The sequence below is a fragment of the Microbacterium sulfonylureivorans genome (assembly GCF_003999995.1).
Lineage (GTDB): Bacteria > Actinomycetota > Actinomycetes > Actinomycetales > Microbacteriaceae > Microbacterium > Microbacterium sulfonylureivorans.
On the sequence record NZ_RJAD01000001.1, the window covers coordinates 2,121,524 to 2,147,598 of the forward strand.

At 69.3% G+C, this 26,075-nt stretch carries 27 protein-coding genes; 17 read left to right on the forward strand and 10 right to left on the reverse strand.

The annotated features are described in order from the left end of the window. Window positions 1–5 precede the first annotated feature (5 nt). Together EER34_RS09320 and EER34_RS09325 are read left to right on the forward strand one after the other, a co-directional pair. On the forward strand, window positions 6–1,025 hold the full coding sequence (locus tag EER34_RS09320; protein WP_127474182.1) for an ABC transporter ATP-binding protein: 1,020 nt from the start codon (window positions 6–8) through the stop codon (window positions 1,023–1,025). Continuing rightward, window positions 1,022–2,122, forward strand: coding sequence for an ABC transporter permease (locus EER34_RS09325; RefSeq protein WP_127474183.1), 1,101 nt, complete (start codon window positions 1,022–1,024; stop codon window positions 2,120–2,122). The genes EER34_RS09320 and EER34_RS09325 overlap by 4 nt, the downstream gene beginning before the upstream one ends. 9 nt (window positions 2,123–2,131) lie before the next feature. On the opposite strand, the gene EER34_RS09330 is transcribed toward EER34_RS09325, so the two are convergent. Both EER34_RS09330 and EER34_RS09335 read right to left on the reverse strand, forming a co-directional pair. Beyond that, a complete protein-coding gene (locus EER34_RS09330; protein WP_127474184.1) occupies window positions 2,132–2,749 on the reverse strand; it encodes an FMN-binding negative transcriptional regulator in 618 nt (205 codons plus the stop codon). After that, window positions 2,749–3,675: a DMT family transporter gene (locus EER34_RS09335; RefSeq protein WP_205791445.1), complete on the reverse strand. Its 927-nt coding sequence runs from the start codon at window positions 3,673–3,675 to the stop codon at window positions 2,749–2,751. Before EER34_RS09335 ends, EER34_RS09330 begins: the two co-directional genes overlap by 1 nt. On the opposite strand from EER34_RS09335, the gene EER34_RS09340 reads away from it, so the two are divergent. The 9 genes from EER34_RS09340 to EER34_RS09380 all read left to right on the forward strand — a co-directional run bounded on the left by EER34_RS09340 (window position 3,674) and on the right by EER34_RS09380 (window position 11,029). Continuing rightward, on the forward strand, window positions 3,674–5,122 hold the full coding sequence (locus EER34_RS09340) for an aminotransferase-like domain-containing protein (RefSeq protein ID WP_127474186.1): 1,449 nt from the start codon (window positions 3,674–3,676) through the stop codon (window positions 5,120–5,122). The two genes, EER34_RS09335 and EER34_RS09340, sit on opposite strands and share 2 nt — an antisense overlap. 69 nt (window positions 5,123–5,191) lie before the next feature. Further along, window positions 5,192–5,857, forward strand: coding sequence for a GAP family protein (locus EER34_RS09345; protein WP_127474187.1), 666 nt, complete (start codon window positions 5,192–5,194; stop codon window positions 5,855–5,857). A gap of 117 nt (window positions 5,858–5,974) precedes the next feature. Further along, window positions 5,975–6,448, forward strand: a complete 474-nt coding sequence (locus EER34_RS09350; protein ID WP_240642253.1) for an SRPBCC domain-containing protein — start codon at window positions 5,975–5,977, stop codon at window positions 6,446–6,448. Then, a complete protein-coding gene (locus EER34_RS09355; protein ID WP_240642204.1) occupies window positions 6,445–6,762 on the forward strand; it encodes an ArsR/SmtB family transcription factor in 318 nt (105 codons plus the stop codon). The genes EER34_RS09350 and EER34_RS09355 overlap by 4 nt, the downstream gene beginning before the upstream one ends. Before the next feature lie 246 nt (window positions 6,763–7,008). After that, window positions 7,009–8,097, forward strand: coding sequence for an alpha/beta fold hydrolase (locus tag EER34_RS09360; protein WP_240642206.1), 1,089 nt, complete (start codon window positions 7,009–7,011; stop codon window positions 8,095–8,097). Window positions 8,098–8,218: 121 nt separating this feature from the next. Beyond that, the gene (locus tag EER34_RS09365; protein WP_127474190.1) at window positions 8,219–9,064 is read left to right on the forward strand and encodes a class I SAM-dependent methyltransferase; all 846 of its coding nucleotides are present in this window, start codon (window positions 8,219–8,221) and stop codon (window positions 9,062–9,064) included. Window positions 9,065–9,154: 90 nt separating this feature from the next. Then, the gene (locus EER34_RS09370) at window positions 9,155–10,333 is read left to right on the forward strand and encodes an aminotransferase class I/II-fold pyridoxal phosphate-dependent enzyme (protein ID WP_205791453.1); all 1,179 of its coding nucleotides are present in this window, start codon (window positions 9,155–9,157) and stop codon (window positions 10,331–10,333) included. A gap of 75 nt (window positions 10,334–10,408) precedes the next feature. Next, window positions 10,409–10,729, forward strand: coding sequence for a DUF7882 family protein (locus EER34_RS09375; protein WP_127474192.1), 321 nt, complete (start codon window positions 10,409–10,411; stop codon window positions 10,727–10,729). Between the two features lie 42 nt (window positions 10,730–10,771). After that, complete coding sequence (locus EER34_RS09380; protein ID WP_127474193.1) at window positions 10,772–11,029, forward strand: hypothetical protein; 258 nt, start codon at window positions 10,772–10,774, stop codon at window positions 11,027–11,029. Between the two features lie 9 nt (window positions 11,030–11,038). Here the strand turns inward: EER34_RS09380 and EER34_RS09385 are convergent, their stop codons facing one another. Then, window positions 11,039–11,824, reverse strand: coding sequence for an EAL domain-containing protein (locus EER34_RS09385; protein ID WP_127474194.1), 786 nt, complete (start codon window positions 11,822–11,824; stop codon window positions 11,039–11,041). A 139-nt stretch (window positions 11,825–11,963) separates the two neighbouring features. On the opposite strand from EER34_RS09385, the gene EER34_RS09390 reads away from it, so the two are divergent. Next, complete coding sequence (locus tag EER34_RS09390) at window positions 11,964–12,776, forward strand: alpha/beta fold hydrolase (RefSeq protein WP_127474195.1); 813 nt, start codon at window positions 11,964–11,966, stop codon at window positions 12,774–12,776. Continuing rightward, on the forward strand, window positions 12,773–14,152 hold the full coding sequence (locus EER34_RS09395; RefSeq protein WP_127474196.1) for a sensor domain-containing protein: 1,380 nt from the start codon (window positions 12,773–12,775) through the stop codon (window positions 14,150–14,152). The genes EER34_RS09390 and EER34_RS09395 overlap by 4 nt, the downstream gene beginning before the upstream one ends. 28 nt (window positions 14,153–14,180) lie before the next feature. Here the strand turns inward: EER34_RS09395 and EER34_RS09400 are convergent, their stop codons facing one another. Beyond that, a complete protein-coding gene (locus EER34_RS09400) occupies window positions 14,181–15,170 on the reverse strand; it encodes an NADP-dependent oxidoreductase (RefSeq protein ID WP_240642207.1) in 990 nt (329 codons plus the stop codon). A gap of 241 nt (window positions 15,171–15,411) precedes the next feature. On the opposite strand from EER34_RS09400, the gene EER34_RS09405 reads away from it, so the two are divergent. Further along, on the forward strand, window positions 15,412–16,083 hold the full coding sequence (locus tag EER34_RS09405) for a GTP cyclohydrolase II (protein WP_127474198.1): 672 nt from the start codon (window positions 15,412–15,414) through the stop codon (window positions 16,081–16,083). 3 nt (window positions 16,084–16,086) lie between these two features. Here EER34_RS09405 and EER34_RS09410 read toward each other — a convergent pair whose 3' ends face one another. Further along, complete coding sequence (locus EER34_RS09410; RefSeq protein WP_127474199.1) at window positions 16,087–16,971, reverse strand: PhzF family phenazine biosynthesis protein; 885 nt, start codon at window positions 16,969–16,971, stop codon at window positions 16,087–16,089. A gap of 181 nt (window positions 16,972–17,152) precedes the next feature. Between EER34_RS09410 and EER34_RS09415 the strand changes: the two genes are divergently transcribed. Beyond that, window positions 17,153–17,824, forward strand: coding sequence for a Type 1 glutamine amidotransferase-like domain-containing protein (locus EER34_RS09415; protein ID WP_127474200.1), 672 nt, complete (start codon window positions 17,153–17,155; stop codon window positions 17,822–17,824). Between the two features lie 94 nt (window positions 17,825–17,918). Here the strand turns inward: EER34_RS09415 and EER34_RS09420 are convergent, their stop codons facing one another. The 3 genes from EER34_RS09420 to EER34_RS17480 all read right to left on the reverse strand — a co-directional run bounded on the left by EER34_RS09420 (window position 17,919) and on the right by EER34_RS17480 (window position 19,513). Then, a complete protein-coding gene (locus EER34_RS09420) occupies window positions 17,919–18,527 on the reverse strand; it encodes a DUF305 domain-containing protein (RefSeq protein ID WP_127474201.1) in 609 nt (202 codons plus the stop codon). A gap of 82 nt (window positions 18,528–18,609) precedes the next feature. After that, window positions 18,610–19,035, reverse strand: coding sequence for a DUF6153 family protein (locus EER34_RS09425; RefSeq protein ID WP_127474202.1), 426 nt, complete (start codon window positions 19,033–19,035; stop codon window positions 18,610–18,612). A gap of 325 nt (window positions 19,036–19,360) precedes the next feature. Then, window positions 19,361–19,513, reverse strand: a complete 153-nt coding sequence (locus EER34_RS17480; RefSeq protein ID WP_164743515.1) for a hypothetical protein — start codon at window positions 19,511–19,513, stop codon at window positions 19,361–19,363. Between the two features lie 310 nt (window positions 19,514–19,823). Here EER34_RS17480 and EER34_RS09430 point away from each other — a divergent pair, with 310 nt between their 5' ends. Continuing rightward, on the forward strand, window positions 19,824–24,149 hold the full coding sequence (locus EER34_RS09430) for a S8 family serine peptidase (protein WP_164743516.1): 4,326 nt from the start codon (window positions 19,824–19,826) through the stop codon (window positions 24,147–24,149). 158 nt (window positions 24,150–24,307) lie between these two features. Here the strand turns inward: EER34_RS09430 and EER34_RS09435 are convergent, their stop codons facing one another. Both EER34_RS09435 and EER34_RS17890 read right to left on the reverse strand, forming a co-directional pair. After that, window positions 24,308–24,838 (reverse strand): ribonuclease FAU-1 family protein, encoded by a 531-nt coding sequence (locus EER34_RS09435; RefSeq protein ID WP_164743517.1) that lies wholly within the window; start codon window positions 24,836–24,838, stop codon window positions 24,308–24,310. Between the two features lie 215 nt (window positions 24,839–25,053). Continuing rightward, window positions 25,054–25,266 carry a DUF2283 domain-containing protein gene (locus EER34_RS17890; RefSeq protein ID WP_127474368.1) on the reverse strand — a complete coding sequence of 71 codons (213 nt, stop codon included), beginning with the start codon at window positions 25,264–25,266 and terminating at the stop codon, window positions 25,054–25,056. Between the two features lie 215 nt (window positions 25,267–25,481). Between EER34_RS17890 and EER34_RS09445 the strand changes: the two genes are divergently transcribed. Further along, window positions 25,482–25,928, forward strand: coding sequence for a DUF4262 domain-containing protein (locus EER34_RS09445; RefSeq protein WP_164743518.1), 447 nt, complete (start codon window positions 25,482–25,484; stop codon window positions 25,926–25,928). Window positions 25,929–26,075 lie beyond the last annotated feature (147 nt).

Genomic DNA, 26,075 nt, shown 5'->3' on the forward strand with positions numbered 1-26,075 from the left:
GGTCCGTGACCTCCCCCGGCATCGTCGTCGAAGGAGTCCGTCGCGCGTTCGGTGAGATCCAGGCGGTGCACAGCGTGTCGCTCGAAGCGCACGCAGGGCGCGTGACCGGACTCGTCGGACCCAACGGCTCAGGCAAGACGACCCTCCTGCTCATGCTCGCCTCGCTCCTCGCGCCCGATGCGGGCACCATCCGCATCGGCGGCGTCGATCCCGTGACCGAGCCGCACGCCGCCCGCGCGCTCATCGGGTGGATGCCCGACGCGCTCGGTGCGTGGGGTTCGCTCTCGTCGCGGGAGACCCTGATCGTGACGGCGCGGCTGTACGGGATGCCGAAGCCCGCCGCCGCGGCCAGGGCGGAGGCGCTGCTGGCCGAGGTGGGGCTCACGGCGCTCGCCGACGCTCCCGCGAAGGTGCTCTCGCGCGGCCAGAAGCAGCGGCTCGGCCTCGCGCGCGCCCTCGTGCACGACCCTCGCGTGCTCCTGCTCGACGAGCCCGCCTCGGGCCTCGATCCGCAGGCGCGCATCGACCTCCGGGTGCTGCTGCGGCGGTTCGCCGCCGAGGGTCGCACGGTCCTCGTGTCGAGTCACATCCTCTCCGAGCTCGAAGAGGTCGTCGACGACGCTGTGTTCCTCGTTGCGGGCGAGACCGTGGACGCCGGCCGCGTGGAGGCCGCCTCGAGGCGGGCCCGTGGGTGGCGGGTGCGCCTGGCGGGGATCGAGGCATCCGTCGCCGCCGGCCAGGTCGCGGACGCGCTGCGGATCGATGCGGCGGCTGTCGCGATCGACCGCCGCGACGTGGTCGTCGAGTTCGGCTCCGACGAGATCGCCGCCTCTGCGCTGCGCGAACTCGTCGCCGCAGGTCTGCCCGTGGCCGAGTTCGCTGCCGCGCAGGGCAGCCTCGAGCGCACGTTCCTCGACCTCGGCAGGGGCGTGCCGCCGCAGGCCCCGCCCGCCCCGGAAGCACCCGCACCCGAGCCGCCGGCGCCGCCGGCGGGCGCGGCGAGCGACGAGGAGGCTACGTCATGAGCGGCCAGCGGCTCGGAACCATCGTCCGCCTCGAGCTCACGCAGCGCACCCGCAGCGTCGCCTGGTACGTGCTGCTCGGCGTCTTCGCGCTGCTCCTGCTTCTGGTGACGGTGCTCTCCTTCCTCGCGTACAGCTGGATTCCCCAGCAGCAGGGGTCGGCGATCTTCTCGACGATCGTCTACATCACGCTGCTGCTCATCGTGCTGGTGTCGCCGACGCTGAGCGGCAACTCCGTCAACGGCGATCGGGATGCCGCGACCCTCGCTCCGGTGCAGGTCACGCTCGCCACGACCGGCGAGATCATCCTCGGAAAGTTCCTCGCCGCGTGGGTGACCGGTCTCGCTTTCGTCGCCGTGTCGGTCCCGTTCCTCCTCGCCGCGACCCTGACCGGGGGAGCGGACCCCGCCACGATCGCGGTGTCGCTCGTCGTCCTGGTGATCGAGGTCGGAGTCATCGCCGCGATCGGCGTCGCTCTGAGCGGCATCATCGCCCGGCCCCTGTTCTCGGTGGCGACGACCTACCTGGTGGTCATGGCGCTCGTGGTCGGCACGCTCATCGCGTTCGGCCTGGTCGGCGCGACGATGCGCACCGAGCAGGTGACCCATTACCGTTCGCTCGACTGGGATGCGTACGAGGGCGAGACGTTCCCGTGCATGCCGGGCGAGGAGCCGTCCGACGAGTACCCGTGCGACGACGATGTGACTCTCGACTGCGGCGAATGGTCGACGTACACCAACGAGGTCGCGCGATTCGACCGGGTGTGGTGGATCCTGGCCGCGAACCCCTTCGTGATCCTCGCCGATGCGACGCCCACCGCGTACGACGCCCAGGGCAACCCGGTCGACATGTTCGGGCAGATCAAGGCCGGCGTGAGGATGGCGCAGCAGCCCCCAGAGGCCGATGTGACCTATGACGAGTGCAGTCCGCAGCCGGGAGCGAACCAGCGGAGCCCCGAGGAGATCGTCGCGCAGAGCACGCCGAGCTGGTTCGTGGGGCTCGCGCTTCAGCTCGCCCTCGCGGCGGGGCTCCTGTGGTGGGCGTGGGCGCGCACGCGCACCCCTGCGCGGAAGCTCCCTCCCGGCACTCGCATCGCCTGACCTGCGACGTCAGCGGGGTTCGGTCAGCTCCGGCGCGCGACGCATCGCGGCCGCGAGGTCCGGGCTGTGCCGTTCGAGGTGTGCGATCACGTTCTCGCGCACCTCGGCCGGCTTGTTCTGGCTGAGCTTGGCGCGCGCGTCGAACCGACTGACCCGGATGCGGATCCCCACGGTGCCCTTCGCGATGCGGCGCGTGCCCTCCTCGTCCTCCCGCAGGCTCCGGCCGTCGGGCCGATGGTGCTCGAAGCGGTCGGTCAGCAGGGTCAGCATCGCGTAGTTCTCGTCCTCCGACAGCAGCTCCGGCACGCCGTACAGATGCGCCGTGACGTGATTCCACGTCGGGACGAGGTCGCCCGGCGCGTACCAGCTGGGCGACACATAGTCGTGGGGGCCCTGGACGATGACGAGAACCTCGTGGCTGCCGATCTCATGGGCGACCTCGTCGGGGCGGCCGAAGTGCGTGGCGATCGTGATGTCGTCGCCCTCGCCGTCCTCGAGCAGCGCCGGGTAGTGCGAAGCGACCAGCCCGGCCGACGTCGGCGACACGAAGGTCGCCCACGGGTGGTGGCGGATGAGTCGCTTCACCTCGGCCGGGTCGGTCATCAGGTATCGGGGGGTGTGGCGCATCAGCGGGGCTCCTTCGGGTCGAGGCGGGTGCGCACGGCGAGGCCGGCGCAGAGGATGACCGCGGTCCCGCCCAGGACCGTCGGCCAGGTGAGCGGTTCGCCGAGGAGCAGGGCCGCCCAGAGGATCGTCATGACGGGCTGCACGAGCTGCACCTGGCTCACCCGCGCCATGGGGCCGATCGCCAGGCCGCGGTACCAGGCGAAGAACCCCAGGAACATGCTCACGACGCCGAGGTAGGCGAATGCGCCCCACTCGACGGGCGTCGCCGTCGGCGGCTGCTGCACCGCCGAGACCGTGGTGAGGACGATCATCAGGGGCGACGCGAGCACGAGCGCCCATGACACCGTCTGCCACGAACCGAGCTCGCGCGACAGCATCCCTCCTTCGGCGTAGCCGATGGCGGCGGCGAGCACCGCGCCGAACAGGAGCAGGTCCGACCACTGCAGTCGGCCGAATCCGCCGCCGTGGATCGCGGCGAAGGCGACGGCTGCCGCGGCGCCGAGTCCGGCGAACACCCAGAACGCGCGTGCGGGCCGCTCCTTCGTGCGGAGGACCGCGATCACCGCCGTCGCCGCGGGGAGGAGTGCGATCACAACGGCCCCGTGCGTTGCCGAGGCGGTCGTCAGCGCGAAAGACGTGAGCAGCGGAAATCCGACGACGACGCCGCCTGCCACGATCGCCAAGCGGGCCCACTGCCGGCGGTCGGGCAGGGCCTGACGCGTCAGCGCCAATGCGGCGGCGGCCAGCGCGGCGGCGACCACGGCGCGCCCGGCGCCGATGAACAGCGGAGACAGCCCCCCGAGCGCCACACGGGTGAACGGGACCGTGAACGAGAAGGCGACGACGCCCAGGAATCCCCACCACAGGCCGGTGCGCATGGATAGCGCTGGTGACGTCGCGACGATAACGCTACTGTGTCCTGACATGGGAAACGATAGCACTGATCGCATCGTCGAAGGCCTGCGCCGATGGATCACCACCGCGCCGCCGGGCGCGCAGGTGCCGTCGAACCGCGAACTCACAGCGGAGTACGGCGCGAGCCCCGTGACCGTGCAGAAGGCGATGCGCGTGCTCGCCGGGCTGGGGCTGATCGAGAGCCGGCCGGGGGTCGGCACGTTCGTCCGCGCCGTCCGCACCGCACGGCCGGCGGACTACGCCTGGCAGACCGCGGCGCTCGGCGCTCCGCCGTCCCGGCTCCTCGGGCTGCCGTCGGCGCAGCGCTCGACTGCCCCCGACGCGATCGCTCTGCACGCGGGCTATCCCGACCGGGAGCTGCTGCCGGAGCGCCTCGTGCGCTCCGCGATCGCGCGCGCTGCCCGGACGGATGCCGCGATCACCCGCTCGCCGGTGGCGGGGATGCCCGATCTGCAGGCCTGGTTCGCCGCGGAGCTCGCCGGGGCGGCGCCCGCCGGCGTCACGCCGCCGTCCGCTCGCGACGTGCTCATCCTGTCGGGGAGCCAGAGCGGCCTGAGCTCGCTGTTCCGCGCGCTCGTCGGGCCGGGGCAGCCGCTGCTGATCGAGTCGCCGACGTACTGGGGCGCGATCCTGGCCGCCGCGCAGGCGGACGTCACGCTCGTCCCCGTCGCGAGCGGCCCAAACGGACCGGACCTCGAAGACGTCGCCCGCGCCTTCGAGCAGACGGGCGCTCGCGCGTTCTACGTCCAGCCGACGTTCGCCAACCCCACCGGTGCGCAGTGGTCGACGCAGCTCGGCCGCGACGTGCTCGAACTCGCTCGCCGTCACGGCGCCTTCCTCATCGAGGACGACTGGGCGCACGACCTTGCGATCGACGCCGACCCGCATCCGATCGCCGCCGCCGACGACGACGGCCACGTCATCTACATCCGGTCGCTCACCAAGAGCGTCTCGCCCGCGCTGCGGGTGGCGGCTGTCACCGCACGCGGGCCGGCCAGGGATCGCATCCTCGCGGATCGCGCCGCCGAGTCGATGTATGTGAGCGGGCTCCTCCAGGCCGCAGCGCTCGATGTCGTCACGCAGTCCGCCTGGCGGACCCATCTGCGCTCGCTGCGAGAGCTGCTGCGCGCTCGCCGCGACCTCCTGGTCGAGAGCCTGCGCGAACACGCTCCCGACGCGCACCTCGAGCTGACGCCGCAGGGCGGGCTCAATCTGTGGCTGCGACTGCCCGACGGCATCGATGCGGCGGGGATCGTGCGCGCGTGCGAGGGCCGCGGCGTGATCATCGCCGACGGAACCGAGTGGTTCCCGGCCGAGGCATCCGCTCCGCACATCCGCCTGAACTACTCGGGTCGCGACCCGGACCGCTATCCCGAGGCCGCCCGCATCATCGGTGAGGAGATCGAGCGCGCGTCGACGGATCACCCTCTTCGGGGGACCGCGGTTCGGGCAGACTGAGTTCGCGCAGCCGTTTCGCCTGGCAGTCGTCGGCTCAGCACCCCGGACCCCGCGTGAGGAGTGTGGCGAGTGGAGGCCATCGGCCACATCATCCCGATCGCGGTGGCGGTCGCGATCAGCTCGGTGCCGATCATGGCGACCATCCTGATCCTGCTGTCGCCTAACCGCGCGCGTGCGGGCCTGCCCTTCCTGATCGGGTGGGCCGCGGGCATGCTCATCGTGGTCTCGATGTTCACGCTCGCCGCCCAGGCCGTGCCCACGGCCCGCACCCATCGCCAGCCGGATGTCGCGATCGCGGTGCTCGAGACGATCGTCGGCGTCGTGATCGTCGTGCTGTCGGTCTTCGCCTTCCGCCGATCGCGGCATCATCCCGAGCCTGCCATGCCGGACCCGCTCAAGGCGCACCGGTCGCTCGGTCCGTGGGAGGCGCTCGGTCTGGCGTTCGTGCTGAACCTCCGGCCGAAGGGCCTGCTGCTCGCGATCGCGGCGGGCCTCTCGATCCGCGCCGATGCCACCTCTGCCACCGATGCGATCGTCGCGATCGCGGTCTACACGGTGATCGGAGCATCGAGCGTGGCCGTGCCGATCATCGCGACGCTGGTCGCGCCGAAGCGGATGGAGCCCAAGCTCATCGACGCGCGCGAGTGGCTCACGCGCAACGGCGGAACCCTGACGAGCCTGATCCTCTTCTTCATCGGCGTGGTCATCATCGGCATGGGCGTCGCTCGGTTGTGATGCCTTTAATGCAACTTTTTGGTTGCATGTCCAGGGGTAGTGTGCAACCATAACGTTGCACATGTTGTGCAATGTACCGGTTGCATAACCAGGACGAAAGGAACGATGATCGTGAGCATGACAGCAAACCCGTCGTCGGCTGTCGACGACGCCGCATTCTCGGTGCGACGCACCATCCGCATCTCGGCACCGGTCGCAAAGGTCTGGGCTGCCGTCACCGAACCCGAGCAGATCTCGCGCTGGTTCGGGCAGGCGGCCTTCGAGGGCTCGTACGCCGGGGCGCGCGGCACCCTCACATGGCCCGATCGCAAGCCCATCCCCGTGCGGCTGGAAGCGATCGAGGCGCAGCGGATGGTCTCCTACCGGTGGAGCAACGACGATGCCAGCGGCATCGTGCCCGACGAACTCGACGACACGCACTCGACGGTCTTCACGTTCACGCTCGCCGAGGTGGCGGACGGAACCGAGCTGACGGTCGTCGAGACGGGGTTCGAGGCGACGTCCGATCCTGCGGCGAACCTGGCCGATCACCGCGACGGCTGGAACGGCGAGCTCGACAAGCTCGTCGCCCTGCTCGAGAGCGGCTCGTGACGACACAGGCGATGGTTCCGGTGTTCGCCGCACTCGGCGACGAGACCCGGTGGAGCATCCTGGCGGCGCTCGGTGAGGGGGATGCCTCGGCATCCGCCCTCGCCGGGCGCCTGCCGGTCAGCCGCCAGGCGATCGCCAAGCACCTCGCGGTCCTGCAGGAGGTCGGCCTCGTCGAGCCGGTGCGGGTCGGCCGCGAGGTGCAGTACCGCATCGTCGGCGCGCAGCTGAGCGCCACCGCGCGACGTCTCGACGCCATCGGCGCCGAGTGGGACCGCCGCCTCGCCGCGATCAAGGCGATCGCCGAAGGGCTCTAGCCCGCCGGCGTCGTCGGCTCTCCGCTGTCGTCGTCCCAGGAGTCACGTGCCGCCGAGTGCTCACGTACGACTCCTGGCACGCGGCGAAGAGCCCTGCGAGTGCCACCTCCGACCAGTCCGGCAGGCGATTCACGACCCACGACGGCGGATCTGCTGGGCTGACCGCTCCAGCTGATCGACGCGGGGGAGTCGCGCGGCGCACCGGGGCCAGGTGTGAAGGTCCCGCGGCGCTCCTATGATGTCGGCGTGGAGACGCTGAGGGCGGATGCGGTGCAGGACATCCGCTTCGCGCGCTCGGCCGACGGGGTCGGAATCGCGTATGCCGTGCACGGATCGGGTCCGCCCCTGCTGATCGACGCCTGCTGGCTGAGCCACCTGCAGTTCGACTGGGAGAGCCCCGTCTGGCGGCACTATCTCGTCGAACTGGGGAAGATCGCCACCGTCATCCGCTACGACGAGCGTGGGCACGGCCTCTCCGACCGGGGAGTCACCGACCACAGCCTGGAGGCCCGGCTGGGCGATCTGGAGGCGGTCGTCGAGGATGCGGGTGTCGACCGGTTCGCGCTCATGGCCATGGCACAGGGCGGTCCCGTCGCGATCGAGTACGCCGCGCGGCATCCGGAACGACTCACGCGTCTCGTGTTCTACGGGAGCTATGCCGGCGCCCAGGCCGCGGCGACCGACGAGGAGCTGGAGCTCCTCGCAGCGTTCGAGGCGCTCATCAGGGTCGGCTGGGCGCGCCCGACGTCGGAGTTCCGTCGCGTCTTCAGCAGCATGATGATCCCCGGCGGAACCGAGGAGCAGATGCGATGGCTCGACGACCTGCAGCAGCGAGCCTGCGACACCGAGACGGCGGTCGTCTCCCGTGCCCAGCGGCAGGTCACAGACTCGTCGGCGCGCCTGCCCGAACTCAATCTTCCGACGCTCGTGATCCACAGTCGCGGCGACCAGATGAACGACTTCCACCATGCCCGCGACCTCGCTGCCGGCATCCGCGGTGCGCGGCTGGTCGGGCTGGACAGCAGCAACCACATCGTCCTCGCCGACGAGCCGGCATGGCCCGCGTTCATGCACGAGATGACCGAGTTCATGGAGCCCGACCGGCAGCAGGAGCGCGCGGCCGTCGCCGACGACGTCGCCGCACTGGTCACGGCGCGAGAGCTCGACATCCTGCGTCTCGCGGCCGCCGGGCACGACAACGAGGCGATCGCGGCCGACCTGTTCCTCTCCGTTCGGACGGTCGAGCGGCATCTGCAGAACGCCTACGCGAAGCTCGGGCTGAGCGGTCGGACCGCGCGGACCGCCGCCGTCGCACGCCTGCTGTCGGGCGCGTAGCGCATACGCGCCAGCCGCCATCCGGCCGGCGACGACGGGTGCGATCTGCGCGTCGGCGCCGATGCGAGGACGGATGCCCGATTCCTACCGTGGTGGCATCACCTACAACAGGAGGAATCAGATGTCATCCTTTTCCAGCACCACCCACGCGGTGACGGCGACCGACGAAGACCGCGCACTCAAGGCGAAGCACGCCGCGATGTGGGCCAGCGGAAGTTATCCCACCGTCGTCGACGAGGTCGTCCACTCCCTCGGCCGGATCCTGGTCGAGACGGTCGACGTCCAGGCCGGGCAGCGCGTCCTCGACGTCGCCGCCGGCACGGGGACGTCCGCGATCCCGTCGGCCCGCCGTGGCGCAGAGGTCGTCGCGACGGACCTCACGCCCGAGCTCCTCGAGGTCGGCCGTGAACGGGCCCGGGCGGAGGGGATCGAGCTGGCGTGGCAGACGGTGGATGCCGAGGCCCTGCCCTTCGCCGACGCCTCATTCGACGTCGTCATGTCGAGCATCGGCGTGATGTTCGCGCCACATCACGAACTGGCTGCGGACGAGCTCGTCCGCGTGTGCCGTCCCGGAGGGACGATGGGAGTTCTGAGCTGGACCCCGGACGGGTTCATCGGACAGCTCTTCGCGACGATGAAGCCTTACGCGCCGGCGCCCCCTCCCGGTGCCTCACCCGCCCCGCTGTGGGGCAGCGTCGAGCACGTCCGGAAGCTGTTCGGCGACCGCGTCGACGAGTTCGTCGCACGCCAGCAGGCTCTGCAGGTCGACCGGTTCGGCACCGGCGCGGAGTTCCGTGACTTCTTCAAGGCCCACTACGGCCCGACGATCGCGGTCTACCGCTTCATCGCCGGCGACGAGGACAAGGTCGCCGCGCTCGACGCCGACATGGCCGCCCTCGGCGACCGGTTCTTCCAGGACGGCGTCATGCCGTGGGAGTACCTCATCGTCACGGCGAAGCGGCGGTAGGAGCTGTCATGCGACGAGTGGTTGACGGGTGCGGCGGGGCTTGGGAAGCTGTGGACGTCGCGGACGCGGCGCGGGGACGGGGTGATGGCGATGGTGCTCTCTGATCGTGCATCCGGCGCGAAAGCGGCCGTCGACACGGTGACGACGTTCCTTGCCCGGATCCAGGCGCTGGCCGATGACCCGGAGGCTCTGGATTTCACCTTCGGCAACCCGCACGAGATGGCTCTTCCCGGGCTTCCTACGGCCATGCGGGCTCAGCTTGAGCCGCGAACGGTCGACTGGTTCGCGTACAAGACGAGCGAGCGGAGCGCGCAGGAGGTGGTGGCAGCCGGGCTCGGGCAGGAACTCGGACTGCCGTTCGAGCCCGATGACATCGCGATGACGCAGGGCGCCTTCGGTGCGATCTCGCTCGCCTTCGCCCTGCTGGCGGATGCCGGCGACGAGGTCGTCATCCCGGTCCCGGGCTGGTTCTGCTACGAGCCGATGCTGATCGCGGCGAACCTCGTCGCCGTGCGCGCGCCCCTCGAGCCCGTCACGTTCGACCTGGACGTCGATGCGATCGCCCGAGCCATCACCTCGCGCACCCGGATCGTGATCGTCAACTCACCCGCCAATCCGACCGGGCGCGTCTACTCGAAGAGCGATTGGGACGCGCTCGCCGCCGTGCTGGAGGAGGCATCGCGCATCCACGGGCGCCGCATCTGGATCCTGTCGGACGAGCCGTACCGGCGCATCCGCTTCGACGGGGTCGAGTTCGCGAGCCCGGCCGGATCGTATCCCTGGACACTCATCGACTACAGCTACGGGAAGGTGCTCCTGGCCCCGGGGCAGCGGCTCGGCTACCTCGCGATCTCCCCGCAGGTTCCCTCCCCGGAGCGGGCCGAGCTGCGCGCCGCCCTGATGCCGCTGGGACTGGCGATCGGCTGGGGCTTCCCGGACGCCGTCATGCAGTACTCCGTCCCCGCGCTCGAGACGCTCTCGCTCGACATGGCCGAGCTGACCCGCAAGCGCGACCGGCTCTACGGTGCGCTGTCGGATGCCGGGATCGAGGTCACCCGCCCGGAGGGCACGTTCTATCTCTGGGGCAGGGCGCCCGGAGGAGACGCGCAGGCGTTCTGCGACGCCCTGGTGGAGCGGGGCGTCTACGTCATGCCGGGCTCGCTCTTCGACCAGCCGCACCACTTCCGCATCTCGCTGACCGCGACCGGGACGATGATCGATCGGGCGCTCCCGCACATCCTCTCCGTCGCCGCCGAGCTCGGCCTCTAGCACGCCGCCGGGTCGATCGCGACCCCGAGACCCGAGGATCGCCGCGTGCAAGAATTGCGATGAGCGGAGGTTGTGTTGGGGAAGCTGATCTATGGTGCGCCGACGTGGTCGATCGACTTCGAGGACCGCGAGCTCGCCCATCTGCGGATCGTGATCGTCACGAAGCTTCGTCGTGGCGAGGCCTTCTCCCTGTCCTGGGACTCCGACTCGTCCAGTGGGATGGGACGCAACTCCATCTGGCTGCACCAGGCGATCCCGTTGCAGTTCGTCTTCTTCGGCGGACGCGAGCCCACGCTCAACAGAGCGTGGGTCGAGGCCCTGATGGCGAAGGCGAACAGTGCCTCCGGCCTGGAGCTCGTCCCTGAACCTCAGCCCGATGAGAGCGCACGGCACTAGACCCGACGCGGCCGCGATCGCGCCGCTGAGAAGGAGCAGGACATGACTGTGGTGAACCGGCTGACCGTCGACGGGCGCGACTACTTCCTGCCCGATCCGGTCACCGAGCTGCGGGAGAAGATCCTCGAGGCCATCCGGTCCGGCGGCGGATACGTCAACATCCCTCCACTGCGTTCCGGGCCGGGCATCGACATCCTGTTCTCGCCGGGAATGCCCGTGACGTGGACGCAGATCGACGTCGGCGGAGATTCGACCGAAGAAGAGGAAGAGTTCGCGCCGACCGACTTCCCCGACCTCTGATCCCGAGCGTCACGACGCCATGAGGGCGTCGAGCTCGCCGAAGGGCATCGGCCGTCCGAGCAGATAGCCCTGCGCGCGGTCGCAGCCGAGTTCCCTCGCGCGGTCGAGGTGCTCCTGCGTCTCGATGCCCTCGGCCACGACGCGAAGGTCGCGATGCCGCGCCGTCTGCAGGGCGGACACCAGATGCGCCGGCGGCTCGGACGCCACGGCATGGATCAGGGACCGGTCCAGCTTCACCTCCGTGACCGGGAGCCGTTCGAGAGCCGCCGGAGAGGCATGCCCGGTGCCGAAGTCGTCCAGCGCGATGCCGACGCCCCGCCGGCGGAGTCGCTCGAGCTGTTCTCCGATGCCGTCGAGATCACCGAGCGGCCGCGACTCCGTGATCTCGAGCGTGAGCGAACCTGGAGCGACGGCCCGCTGCGCGAGCCGGGCGGTCAGGTGCTCGACGAACTCGTCCGTCACCAGCTGCACGGGAGAGACGTTCACCGCCACTTCGACGGGAAGACCCCTCGCCTGCCAGGTCTCGGCCGCATCGAGGCCCTCGTCCAGCACGAACCGGCCGATCGCGTCGATCGCGCCGATCTCCTCCGACAACGGGATGAACACGTCCGGATCCACGAGCCCGTGACGCGGGTGCAGCCAGCGGCACAGCACCTCGGCGGCGACGATGGCACCGGAGGCGAGGTCGATCTGGGGCTGGAAGGCGGCGAAGAGCTCCTCGCGATGGAGCGCGCCCATGAGGTCCGATGCGAGCTCTCCGTCCACGATCACCACCATGCCAGTCAGTACCACCATGGCGCGCGAGACAACCCGGTCCGCGTCCGACCCGAAGGGCGTATAGTGCGCACTTTCGTCCTCGCATGCCGCAGATCGTCGGCGATCACTTACGATCGACCGAGCGCGCGTGCCTGACGCACGCAAAACAGGAGCACCGATGGCATCCCCCCGGACACCGGATCCCCTGCGTCGCAACAACGTCGTTGTGACCGGCGACCCCGACGGACGCGTTATGGTGTTCGCGCACGGCTTCGGCTGCAGCCAAGCGGCGTGGGACCTCGTCGCCCCCCACTTCGAACGCGACTACAAGGTGGTGCTCTTCGACCACGTCGGCGCCGGCGATTCCGACGTGTCCGCCTACGATCGCGGCAAGTACGACTCGCTCGACGGGTACGCCGATGACGTGCTCGAGATCCTCGACGCGCTCGACGTGCACGACGTCGTGTTCGTCGGCCACTCCGTCAGCGCCATGATCGGGGTCCTCGCGGCCAACCGCGAACCGGCCCGGTTCGGCGATCTGATCCTGATCGGCCCGTCCCCGCGCTACACGAACGACGGCGCCTACCACGGGGGCTTCGAGCCCGAAGACATCGCTGCGCTCCTCGACGCGCTGGACGCCAACTACCTGGGATGGTCGAGCGCGACGGCCCCGATGATCATGGGGAACGCTGACCGGCCCGAGCTCGGCGCGCGTCTGGTCGCCAGCTTCTGCAGCATGGACCCGGCCATCGCGCGCCACTTCGCGCACGTGACGTTCCTCTCCGACAACCGCACCGATCTCGGCGAGGTCTCCGTGCCGACGCTGGTGGTGCAGAGCAGCGCCGATGCGATCGCGCCCGACGAGGTCGGGCGCTACGTCCACCAGGCGATTCCCGGGAGCCGCCTGGCGACCCTGCAGACGACCGGTCACGTGCCGATCCTCTCCGGACCGGACGAGGTCGTCGCCGAGATGCGGAGCTACCTCTCGTGACGAGCTCTGAAGACCGCTGGTTCCGCCTCGCTCCGTGCGGCCTCATCGCGGTGTCCCTCGACGGGGTCGTCGCCGAAGTCAACGACACGTTCCTCAGCTGGACGGGGTACGACCGCGACGAAGTCGTCGGTCGTCCGTTCGTCTCGATCCTCGACGCCGGAACCCGCCTGTTCTACGAGACCCGCCATCTTCAGATCGTCCACCTGGGCGGGACGATCAACGAGGTCGCGCTCACCCTGACGTGCGCGAACGGCTCGAAGCTGCCGGTGCTCGTCAACGCCGCGATCGATCAGGAGTCACAGCTCGTGCGAAGCGCGGTCTTCAACGCGAGCGAGCGGCTGCAGTACGAGGCCGAGCTTCTCCATGCGCGGAAGTCCGCGGAGTCCTCGGAGGCGCGCGTCCGCATCCTCCAGGACAGCTCGAGCACCTTCGGGGTGAGTGCCAGCGACGTCGATGTCGCCCAGTCGTTCGTCGACGTCGCGCGCGAGGCATTCACGGCGCGGGAGGCCGCCGTGCTGCTGCTCGACGAGAACGGCGAGCTCCAGCTCGTGGCGGGCGTCAACCCGCTCGCCGGCCGGACCGCGCCCGTCCTCTCGCTGCGGAACACCCCGCGCGTGACGGTCGTCGAGGAGCAGAGCGCTCGCGACGAGTATCCGGAGCTGGCGGCCGCGATGCGGGAGATCCGCCTGGCGTCACTGAGCATCACCCCGCTCCTCGCCGAGGGCGAGCGCCTCGGCATCCTCGTCTGCTTCTTCGGCCGCCGCGACGAGTTCGACGATCACTTCTTCGACCTGCAGAAGGCTCTGGGGCGCCAGGCATCCCAGACCTTCGTGCGTGTTCGCCTGCAGCGGCAGCTCGCCTACCTCGCGCTGCACGACCAGCTGACCGGCGTCGCCAACCGCCAGCTCCTGCAGCAGAGCCTCGACGACGCGATCGGGCGCGCGGCCGATACCGGCGAGCCCCTCGCCGTGCTGTTCCTGGACGTCGACGGGTTCAAGGAGATCAACGACCAGTTCGGTCACGCGACCGGCGACGCCGTCCTGGTGGAGATCGCCGACAGGCTGCGGCAGGGCGTGCGAGCCGACGATGTCGTGGGGCGCATCGGAGGCGACGAGTTCGTCGCGATCTGCGGCAGCGCCGACGCGGGGGCCGCGGCATCCATCGCGCGTCGCATCCTCGACATCACCCACGCGCCGATCGCGGTCAGCGCCGGTGTCATCTCCGCCTCCGTCAGTGTCGGAGTCTCCCTCTATCGCCCCGGCGTCGATCAGCAGCCGACCGGCGAGAACCTGCTCATCCGGGCCGACGGGGCGATGTACGACTCGAAGGGCGCCGGAAAGAACCGCGTCACGCTCGAGTCCTCGGCATCCGGCTAGACGCCGCGCGCCGGGCGCGAGCCTGTGGTCAGGGCAGCGCCTCGTGGACGTCTCGGGCGCGCAAGGTGCGGTACGCCGCCACCGGGTGAGTCGCCAGCACGATCTTCCCGCGGGCGTGAAGGCGGTCGAGATCCTCGAACGCCTCGACGATGTCGGCCAGCGGGTAGAGGCCGGACACCAGAAGCCGGAACGCGCCCAGCTGAGCGAGATGCGCGAGTCGCTGGAGCTGCGTGGTGCCGCTCCGCACGCTGTCGGGGTCTTCCCGGAGCAGCGCGACCTCGACGTCGCGTCGATCGGCGCTCGACCGGTAGCGTCCGTCCGGCACACCGAGTTCGACGGCGAGGCCCTCGCCGTCCTTTCCGAAGTTGTCGATGAAGGCGGTCACCGGCCCATGGGCCACGTGCCTGATGCGGTCGGCGATCCCATCCCCGTACTTGACGGGGATGATGCCGAGCTGGCGGAGATAGTCGAAGTTCCGATCGCCGCACGTTCCGATGACCCGCGCGCCCCAATGCTTGGCCAGCTGCGCCTCGATGCTGCCGACGCCGCCGGCGGCGGCGGAGATGACGATGGTGTCGTCGTGGCCGATCCGCAGCTCGTCGAGGGTCGTCAGCGCCGTACCGCCGGCGAGGAACATCCCTCCGGCGAGCTCCCACGAGAGGTTTCGCGGCTTCACGACCAACGACGCGACGGAGACGTTGACGTGGGTGGCGTGGGCCCCGCTCCTGACGTGCCCGATGACCTCGGATCCGCGGTGGAGCGCGGTCACGCCGGGGCCGCATGCCACGACGATTCCCGCGAAGTCGGATCCGGACGATCGCGGCCACGGGTCGTCGGCCCATGCCTGCTCGACGCCGCGGCGGATCAGCGCATCCATGTGGTTGACCCCCGCGCACACGATCTCCACCGTCACCTCGTTCGGTCCGGGCGCACTCAGCACCCGGGTCCGCTGCTCCAGGACCGTGGCATCCCCGTGCCGGTCGTACTGATAGCCGACGACCTCGATCGATCTGGTCACGATGGGCCTCCCTGGGGAGCCGACCTCGGTGACCATCGGTCAATGGTCCTGCGTTCGCGGGGTCGAGCTTCACAGGGTTATTCCCCGCAGGCGCTCACGGCAGATGCACCTGAAGAGCGTCCGGGATGCCCCGCCGGGCGCCGGTTCGAATCACGAGCTGAATCCAAATCGTCGCCGGCGGCGGAATAACTCGAGGGAAGAGCGCCTTCCACCTTCCAACCCTTCGAGACAGGAGCGCCGGATGCGACAGTTCGACGTGAGCTCCACAGCGGTGCACCCCGCGGCGCAGCAGCGAACCGCCGTCACCATCCCCCTGCACTTCTCCGACGGCTTTGAAGCCATCGGACGGGTGGTCACGTTCCACGGGCTCGTCGATCAGGCGGAGCATCTGCTGCTCGCGTTCGGGAGTGCGGTGGATCCCGAGACGCAGGACGTCACGCCGGGCGATCGACCGCTGGTCCGGCTCCACAGCGAGTGCCTGACCGGCGACGTCTTCGGATCGCAGCGATGCGACTGCGGACCGCAGCTGCGCGAGGCGGTGGAGCGCCTCTCGGAAGAGGGCGGCATCCTGCTCTACCTGCGCCAGGAGGGGAGAGGCATCGGCCTCTACTCCAAGCTCGACGCGTACGCCCTCCAGGACGACGGGCTCGACACTTTCGAGGCGAACACCGTGCTCGGCCACGGGGAGGACGAACGGGACTACGCGGCGGCCGCCCAGATGCTCCGATCGGTGGGCGTCGACAGCGTGAGGCTCCTCACCAACAACCCCGACAAGGCGGCGCAGCTCGCGGAGCTGGGGATCGCGGTAGACGAGATCGTCCGCACCGGGGTGCACGTGACTGCCGCCAACGCCCGCTACCTGCGCGCGAAGCGCGACCACACGGGGCACCTGATCGACTTCCCGGCGGCATGACCGTCAGAGGCGGAGCACTCCCTCGGCGACGACGAGTCCGGAACCGGACAGCTCCACGCGGTCTTCGTCGACCGTGACCTCGAGCGTGCTGGACCGGCCCATCGCACGGCCCTGCTCGATGCGGACGGCCCGGCCGCTCTCCACGATGCCGTCGCGCACCAGCAGCACGGCGAGAGGCCCCGCGGCGGTGCCCGTCGCCGGGTCCTCGACGATGCCGACCGTCGGATTGAAGAATCGCGAGTACGCGTGGCTCGGGTCATCGACAGCCTCGGTGGAGTAGACGTAGCACCCCTCCGCGCCGGCCGCGGCGAGCAGTGCCCTCAGCCGAGCGGTGTCCGGCACCGCCCGGTCGACGGCGTCCCGTGTGCGCAGCGATACGAGCAGGTGCTCGGCTCCGGTCGACACGACTTCGGACGGCCGGCCAGGGGTGAGGTCATCGGTCGAGAGACCCAGCGCCTCGGAGAGCGCGGCGTGATCCGACGTCGCGTTCAGGAACCTCGGTCGCCCTTGTCTCATCGTCACCAGGACGCGGCCGTCGTCCGAACGCCCGACGCGGACCGGGAGCACCTCGGCGCCGATCTGCTGAGCGAACTCGCCCCTTTCGGCGGCCAGCAGGCCGGCTTCGGCGAGCCAGATCCACGCGCCCATCGCGTTGTGCCCGGCCCCGAGCACCTCGACGCCGCCGACGGTGAAGGAGCGCAGGCGGTGATCGGCACCGGGGAGAGTCGGCGCCATGAGGAAGGTCGTCTCCGACTGGTTGAACTCCTTGGTGATCGTCCGCATCAGATCCTCGTCCAGGGCGTCGGCATCCGGCACCAGTGCGAGCGGGTTTCCCGTCAGCGCACGCTCGGCGAAGACATCCACCCAGAAGAAGGGAACGTCGACCATCGGTCCTCCTGCATCCTGCTCCCGCACCGCCGCGGGGCCCTCGGTCCCTCGATCGTGCCAGCGAACCCGTCGTTCCGGTACCGATGTCCTTGTGAGCGCCCCGCAAGCCGGATTGAATTGGCCCGGTTGCCAGCGGCGCCGACTCGGCGCGGGGCAGACCCGAACACGGAAGGATCTGATGGTGAAGCTGCTCTTGACCTCGGGAGGCGTGACGAACCGCTCCATCCTCGAGGCGCTGGGCGACCTCCTCCGCAAGCCGATCGACGAATGCGACGCCCTCTACGTGCCGACGGCGCAGTGGGGGCACCCGATGTGCTCGCCACGAACGGCGTGGATGTCGACGGCGGACCGATGGCCGGGCGAGCACGGCATGGTCGGCCTGGGCTGGAAATCGGTCGGCCTTCTCGAGCTCACCGCGCTGCCCAGCATCCCCCGCGATCGCTGGGAGCCCTGGGTGCGCGACGCCGACGTTCTGCTGGTGGACGGCGGTGAGGCGATCTACCTCGCCCACTGGATGCGGGAGTCTGGGCTCGCGGACATGCTCCCGTCGCTGACGGACACGGTCTGGGTGGGAGTCAGCGGCGGCAGCATGGTGATGACTCCGCGCATCGGCAGCGAGTTCGTCGACTGGAACCCCGACGGCGGCGACGAAGCGCTGGGTGTCGTGGACTTCTCGATCTTCCCGCACCTGGACTATCCCGGCTGGTCCTCCAACACGTCGGACGCGGCGCGACGGTGGGCGACGCGCATCGACGGCCCTGCGTACGCGATCGACGATCAGACCGCGATCTCCGTCGAGGACGGCGCGGTGCGCGTCGTCTCCGAGGGGAAGTGGGAGCTACTGAAAGGCTGAGCGGCCACGCGGTCGAGTCCTGGATCGGCACTCCGGCGCGTCGGATCTTGCGGGCAGGGAGGGCCGGATGTCCTCCAGCCCTCCCTGCCGCTCGTCAGATCTGCGTGAGGAGTTCCCTCATCGTGTCGATCTCCGCGGCCTGCGCCTCGATGATCCGTTCCGCGAGCGCGAGCACGTCGGGGTCGGAGCCGCGTCGCAGTTCCTCCTCGGCCATCTCGATGGCCCCTTCGTGGTGCTCGATCATCTGCTCCAGGAAGAGGCGTGCGGCCGCTGATCCTTCCGCAGACTCCAAGGCAGCCATGTCGTCGGCGGACATCATGCCGTCGCCGTGGCCCATGTCGTCAGCACCCCCCGAGGAGGGCATGCCCCACTCGCGGAGCCAGCCCTCCATGAGTTCGATCTCGGGGCCCTGGGCGGCCTTGATCTGCGTCGCGAGCTCCCTCACGCGTTCGTCCACGCCGCTCTTGGCGAGGATCATGTCGCTCATCTCGATGGCCTGCTGATGGTGGGGGATCATCATCATCGCGAACATCGAGTCCGCCATGCTGACGTCGGTCTGCGTCGACGCGGACGGCGACGACATGCCGGGTCCGTGGCTCATGCCCGGCATCCCGGTGTCTCCGGCACCGGCGGCGCAGCCGGCAAGCGCGAGCGTGAGCACCGCCGGTGCGGCCGCGAGCGCGGCCAAACGATTCAACTTCATAGCTTCCTGTCCTTCTGGGTCGAGTGTGAGTGTGCGCCCGTTGCCGGGCGGGGGCGTTCCCGGCCGGGGCCGGAACCGCGCCTCACGTGCGACTGATCGACAGGAGATTCAGCGAGGGTGGCGGGCGGAGTCGCACGACAGCCGGACGCAGGACGGCATCGACGATGCTCGTACCGTTCACGCGAACGAGGCCCGGACGGGCGCGGCAGATGAGGAGCAGCGTCGCCAGAAGTCCCAGCACGCACGCCATCGCCATCACGTGCTGACCATCGGTGGCACAGTCGCTGCACTCCGACTCGAGGCCCGTGCCTGCCGGTGTCGAGGTCTCATGCGCGTGCCCGGCATCCGCCGTCATCGCGTGGGTCGTCTCGGTGCCGAGGTCCGGCGGGGAATGAGCGGAGGACAGGGTGTGCATCCCCAGCAGGCCCACGATCAGGAGGGCGGCGAAGGTCGCGACGACGAGCCACCCGGGCGTCCGGTGGTCTGTTCGCTGAATGCCGTGCATCATGTCCTCGCTCCGTTGCGAGTATACCCCCAGAGGGTATGAACGAGTCGGTCACGTGAGGAACCTCGGCGTCGCAGGCGAACCATCCGGCGGCGCCGGTGCGGATGCCGGGTCCCGGGCGCTGGGGACGCCCGGAACCCGGCTCACCGCAACGCGTAACGCACCAGAGGCCACGAGCCGCGCCGCGGTGATCGGGGAGGGGTTGGGGAACCGCCTCCGCCATACGGATGCTGGGGACACCCGCACCGCGACCATACCGCGCGAGGGGCTGGACGACGGGGACCACCGAGTCCGTCGTGTCGTCGCGCGTCAGTGGAGAAGTCGCCGCTCAGGCGTCGTCGCACGGTCGCATCGCGGGCACGTGCAGTGTCTGGATGAATCGGGCCTCGAACTCGGCGACGCAGCGCCCGAGCGACAGCGAAGGATGGTGCGCGCCGGGTGCCACGACGGCTGCGCTCGAGGGTCGGCGCAAGATGCGCATCATGCACACCATATCGTGTCAGCTCGCGACATTTCGCACCCTAGATGACGAGAGTATTGCGCGGTTGTTACAACTCGCGAGCCCGTGTCAACTTTCCTTACCCAGTCCATGAATTGGATTGTGGTTGCGCGCAACAAATGTTACCTTCATCCCCGATCGGCCACCTGGCCGAGATCAGTCGATTCAATCAGCAGGGATGCTGGCGCGACGCGGAGCCTTCTCTGCTGTTCACGCACGGGCCAGCACTCTGCGCGAAGTGGTGGTCGTGTTCGGCGCGAACCCGACCACCGCCTCCGATCAGGGAGTCAGTGTGAGATTCAGAAAGACAGTCGTCGGCGCAGTCGTCGGCGGCGTGTGCGCGGCAGTCGTGGTCAGCGGGCTTCCCACGATCGCAATAGCCGCGGGAAGTGATCCAGGGGCCGCGGCGTCGACCGCAGCCCAACCGGCTGACGCGGTCACGCTGATCACCGGCGACCGCGTCACCCTGGTGACCGGATCTGACGGCAAGCCCGCTATCGCGTTCGAGGCCGCACCGCGAAATGACGACCGGCCCGTGAGCTACAACAGCTTCGGAACAGAGGGCCACCTGTTCGTCATCCCCTCGGATGTCGCGAGCCTGGTGCCCGACCAGTTGGACCTCAACCTCTTCGACGTTCTCGCACTCCAGGAACTGGCGGACAACGGGTCGCAGGACGGCATTCCCGTCATCGTCCAGAAGACCGCCGGCCCCGGCGCCCGCACGGCGGAGCCGAGCTGGGGGGCGCTCGGCGTCACGCCGGAAGAGACCCTGGAGTCGATCTCGTCCGTGGCCGGGGAGACCGGGCCCGACGGCTCACCCGCCCTCGTCGACGCCGTCGAGACCGCGGAAACGGTCGAAAAGGTGTGGCTCGACGCACCCGTGCAAATGCTCGACACCGACTCGATGCCGCAGATCGGCGCTCCGGAGGCATGGGCCGGTGGAGCCGACGGCACCGGGGCGACCGTGGCCGTACTCGACACCGGGATCGACACCACCCACCCCGACCTCGATGGCGGGATCGTCACGCTGGAGAAGGACTTCACCGGCAGCGGGACGGCGATGGACCAGGCCGGGCACGGCACCCATGTCGCCTCCACCATCGCCGGCAGTGGCGAGGCATCCGGCGGTGACTACAAGGGCGTCGCTCCCGGAGCCCATCTCTTGAACGGCAGGGTGCTCAACGCTGCCGGTCAGGGCGAGACGTCGTGGATCATCGACGCGATGGAATGGGCCGCGAGCAACGGGGCCGACGTCATCAACATGAGCCTCGGCATCCAGGGCGAATACACGGACGGCACCGACCCCGGCGCGCTGGCGGTGAACTCGATCTCCGAGCGGTACGACACCCTCGTGGTCATCGCCGCCGGGAACGAGGGGGCGTTCGGGGCGAGCACGGTGTCCACGCCGGGCAGCGCGGACAGCGCTCTGACGGTGGGCGCGGTGACGGACGACGACTCGCTCGCCTACTTCTCCTCCAAGGGACCGCGCTTCGGGGACTTTGCGATCAAGCCCGACATCACTGCGCCCGGAAACGGGATCGTCGCGGCGCGCGCGGCGGCGGACACCAACCCTCAGGAGCCCGTCGGCGACTTCTACCAGGCCATGTCCGGCACATCCATGGCCACGCCGCACGTCGCGGGTGCTGCGGCGATCCTCAAGGCGGCGCGGCCCGACCTGGACGACCAAGCGCTCAAGTCGGTGCTGATGGGTTCGGCCCAGCCGACCGGAAACCCGGTGTACTCGGAGGGCTCCGGCCGCGTTTGGATCCCCGGTGCGCTCGACGAGGCCGTGTACGCCACGCCGGCTTCCCTGTCCTTCGGGGTCTTCTCGTCGCCACGTGACTCTCAGTCGCCGCGGACCAAGACCGTCACGTACACGAACACGTCGAGCGCAGACGCCGTCGTCGACGTGGCGCTCACCGTCACCGAGGCGGACGGCGACCCTGCGCCCGCGGACATGGTCACCCTGTCGGCGGACACCGTCACGGTGCCGGCGCACGGGATCGCATCGGTGGATGTCACCGTCGATCCGCACGCGGACGAGCCCGGCGTCTACACGGGCGCGCTCACCGCCGGCGGGCCGGGATTCGCACCCGTGCGCACGGTGCTGGCGTTCACGGCCGAGCCCGACCTGCACACTCTGCGGATCGAGGCGACGCAGTCGGACGGCACGCAGGTTCCCTACGGCAGCTCGGGAATGATCTACGGGATCGACGACTCCCAGGTCAACCAGTCGTTCAGCTTCGTCGACGGCGTCGCCGAGGTCCGGCTGCGTCCTGGCCGCTACGCGCTGCTCGGCCAGCTGCTGGGCGCCGTCTCTCCCACGGCGAAGTTCCTCGACAGCTTCACCAGCTTCACCCGTGATGTCGACCTGCAGGCCGACACGACAATCGTCCTTGACGGTAGCCAGGCGATACCCGTCGAGATCCAGACCGAGAAGAAAGCGAAGGTCAACAACCTGGATGAGACCATCGTCCGATGGCTGCCGAATCGCAGCTACCCGGTCACAACAACAGTGACACTCGGGATCAGCCCGCACGATGCGGGACTCGACCTCGATATCTCGGTGCTCGGAACAGAGGAGCCGCTCGCCGGCGACATGACGGTCAACTCGCGCTACGTGCTCAACCAGCCCCTGTTGGACGTGGTGGCGACTGCGGGGAGGCATAAGGTCGACATCTCGCGCGAGCTCAACTACGGCGTGCTCTCACCTCAGCATCTGGGGACGCTCTCTGGGGCGATCGTGAACGCGGGATCCGGTTCCGCCGAGGAGCTGGCAGCCGCGGGTGCCCGCGGCGCTGTCGTCCTGGTGGAGGATCGGGGCGACCCCGACCTCAACGCTCAAGCGCAGGCGGCGTACGACGCGGGAGCGATCGCAGCCATCGTCTACGGCGCTGGGCCCGGTCCGTTCTTCGAGTCGGTGGACCCGCGGAGGTTCCTCGCCATGCCCCCCAAGGCGCTGCCGACGCTGACACTGCCTCGCGACGTCGGGCTGAAGCTGGTCGCGCTGATCGCCGAGGGCAAAGCCCGCCTCGCTGGCACAGGCATCGCTGCACCGTCTTATCAGTACGAGCTCGGGTACATCGAAGAGGGCATGCCCACTTCTTTGACGTACAAGGCCAACGCGAGGAGCACCGCGAAGGTCGAGGTCGATGTGAAGGCGTTCGCACCGGGCACGAGGATGGTCGAGTACGTCACCATGATCGGCGGCGGCACCTATACCGGGTTCGGGCTCCGCTACACCGGACCGCTCCTCGGGCGTGAGGTGTACTACTCCACCGACGAGGACCTTACGTTCCAGCGATCCGTCCAGGCGGGCGAGGACTGGGACGTGTATCCCGCGCCGTTCGAGAGTGCCCCGGTGACATACCGGCCAGGTCAGAAGACGAGCGAGACATGGGTCGGGCAGGTCCATCACGGTGGGCTCCTCCCGTCCCCGTCCAGCCCGCAAGACGCTTCGGTGAACCGCGACCGAAATGTGCTCGCGATCAACCTGCCCTACCGGGTCGACGGCGAGGGCCACCCGCAGCAGTGGGGACCGGACCAGGAGTCGACAGGGAAGTTCCAGGTGTGGACCGGCGATACTCTCCTGACAGAGGGCGACACCCCGCACGCATCGCTCACGGTTTCGGCGGCGAAGGCCGCCTACCGGGTGACGCTGAACACGCACCGGGACGTCCCGTGGTGGCCGTTGTCCACCGACGTGTCGACCGAGTGGGGGTTCTCGTCCTCGAGCACCAAGTCCGCGACGGCCCTGCCACTGCTGCAGCTGGACTACGGGGTGGAGGGCCTGAACGCACTGAACACGAACGGGCGCACGACCGAGCTGAACCTGTACGTGTCGCACCAGGACAGGTCCGCAGGTGGAAAGGTGAAAGGCCTGAAGCTGTGGTCGTCGGCAGACGACGGCGCCACTTGGACGGCCGTTCGGGTGGTCCCGGGTCGTGAGGCGGGGTCCTACTCCGCGAAGCTGACCGCGCCAAGGGGCGCGACCACGATCTCGCTGCGCGCCGAAGCATGGGACGACGCGGGGTCGACGTTCAAGGAGACCGTCATCGACGCCTACGCCGTGGACACGATCGCACCTCCGATCGAGGTCACCACCCCGACCGCCGGCGCTCCCCAGCCCACTCGTTCCGGTGCCGTGGCCGGAACGAGTGAGCCGAGCGCCACCGTCTCGGTCAGCGCGGGCCGAGCCGAGTGCGAGGCCACGGCCGACGCCGACGGCGCCTGGGCATGCAACCTGCCCGTCCGCGATGGCGTCCACCGGGTCGAGGTGACCGCCACCGACGCGGTGGGCAACGCGTCCGAACCCGTGAGGCGAGCACTCTGGCATGACTCCACACCGCCCCACGCACCGAAGGTCACGTCCCCCACTGGAACCGTGCACAGCACTCGCACTGCGATCAAGGGCTCGGCCGAAGCGGGAGCCACGGTCACCGTGACCGAGGCGAACAGGACGGTGTGCACGGCCGTCGCGACGTCGTCCTGGCGCTGGTCCTGCACCCCCACGGATGCGCTGACCACCGGCAAGCACACCCTCACCGTCACGGCGACCGACGCCGCAGGCAACGTCTCGTCGCCCCGGACCCACCGGTTCACGATCACCCGCGAGTAGGAGCAGTCCCCCGCGGGCTGAGCAACCCACGACCTGACCCCAGGCGCGCCAACAGCGCGACCTGGGGTCAGGCGTGTCCGGCCGGGAGCCGTATCACTCCTGCCCGCCGTTGTCCGGTGTGCTACGCCGGCGGCACCGTCCTGCCGCACCCGTTGACGTCAAGGTCTCGGCAGCGTGAGTGCTCCCAGCTCTGGATCGGGTCTGCAATCTCGCCAGTCACCGATTCGAGCGATGAATCCGCGCGGATCGGACGCGATGGCCTCGCCGGTCGCCCGTGCAGAGTTGAGATCCTCGACACGCAAGTACGGGGTTCCTGCGGCGGCGGCCGCTTCGTCCTCGTCCTTCCACGTCACAACGAAATCCGGCGAGATCAGCAGGTCGAGGTGCCAGTCGACGGCGTCTATCGAAGCCTCACGGCGCAGCTTCTCGGACTCCAGATTCACGTACCACCCGAGAAAGTCGCCCGTGGCGTCATTCCAGAAGTGCAGTACCTGCCACCGCTCCCGCAACGGGACTACCCGCAGCATCCCACCGCCCGTCCATGTGCGCCGAGCGGTCGTGAGCCTCTGTCTGAACCTCGAGCCGAGCGGCACGGTTCGCGGGTCTGCCCCGTCCGCGGTCGCCCAGTACGCGATCTCGGTGCCAGTACTCGTCCAGCCCGCGATGACGTCTGCGTCGTCGCTGAGCACGTGCATGGGGATGGCAGCCTGCAACCGGCCGTCGGGGTACAGATAGCGTTGCTGAATTGTTCCGAGAGCCATCGCCCCAACTGTAGGTGTTCAGCTCCCGCACAGCCCGCCGCGCAACAACCTTGAGAATCGTGGCGGCCCGCTCGAGTCGGGCCGGCAGCGGCGACTCATCAAGTCTCGGCGCCGCTCACCCAACGCCGCGCGAGTGCCGGTGGCTATGCGAGCGGTTCAGCGCCTTCGAGGGTCTCGGGTGTGAGGAGTCGGGTGGCGCCGAGAATCTCGACGCCGAGCACTCGACCTCCGGCGTCGAAGTCCAAGACAATGGTGCCTTGGGTCCGTTCGATGACGACGTTCTCCCGGACTCGCCGGCACCGACTGACGACGCCAAGGTGAAGTACGCAGCATCGGCCGCAGGGTCGATCGTCAATCGGCGTCCGCTCATAATCCGAGGCTACGCGCGCTCAACAGACGTGCGCCGCCGAGTCCGCTGCGGCCGCGCCTCGCGGGCCCCGGTTGACGCTGCCGGTCTATGTCTGCTGACCTCGCATCCCGGGGATCCATCGGGATGCTGGACGCTGCAGACCCTTCCGCGGCTAGGGCGGTGGGGTCGGCAGAGTTGGGCACCGCGGTCTACGCTCGTCGAATGAACGATCCGCGTGAGGCCCTCGCAGACATCAGAGAGCTCGTAGCTCGTCACGGATGGGCAATTCGGCACGTGCTCCCTGACACCGTTTCGGCACACGCCTCCTTCTCGTACACTGTCGGGCTTACGTCCAGAGGTTGGTCGGAGCTGATCATCACAGGGCTCCCAACGGATGTCGCTGACGCATTCATCAGGAACGCAATCGACGTGCAGGTTGAGAACGGGGCGTTCAGAGCTGGGGACAGAACCGACGAGCTAACCGAGTCGGGCGACGTAATGTTCATTCACGCCGAAGACGTGAGCGGCATGACAGCCACGACCGAAATCATCGGCGCGTTCTCCGCGATGCAACTCGTCTGGCCCGACTCAGCGGGGCACTTCCCCTGGCACCCGCGCTACCGAAACCTGAGCGCATCACAGCCGCTGCTCGGGGCCGCCGCTGGCTGACTCCGGCCGTCCGTCCGAGGACCGGCTCGCGTGCGCCGGCGTGGCCGGTCTAGGAACGCCGGAGGGCGCGGATGAGCAGCCAGGTACCGACGGCGAGATTTGCGATGGAGACGACGAACAGTGCGTTTGCGGTCACAACCGGTGTGA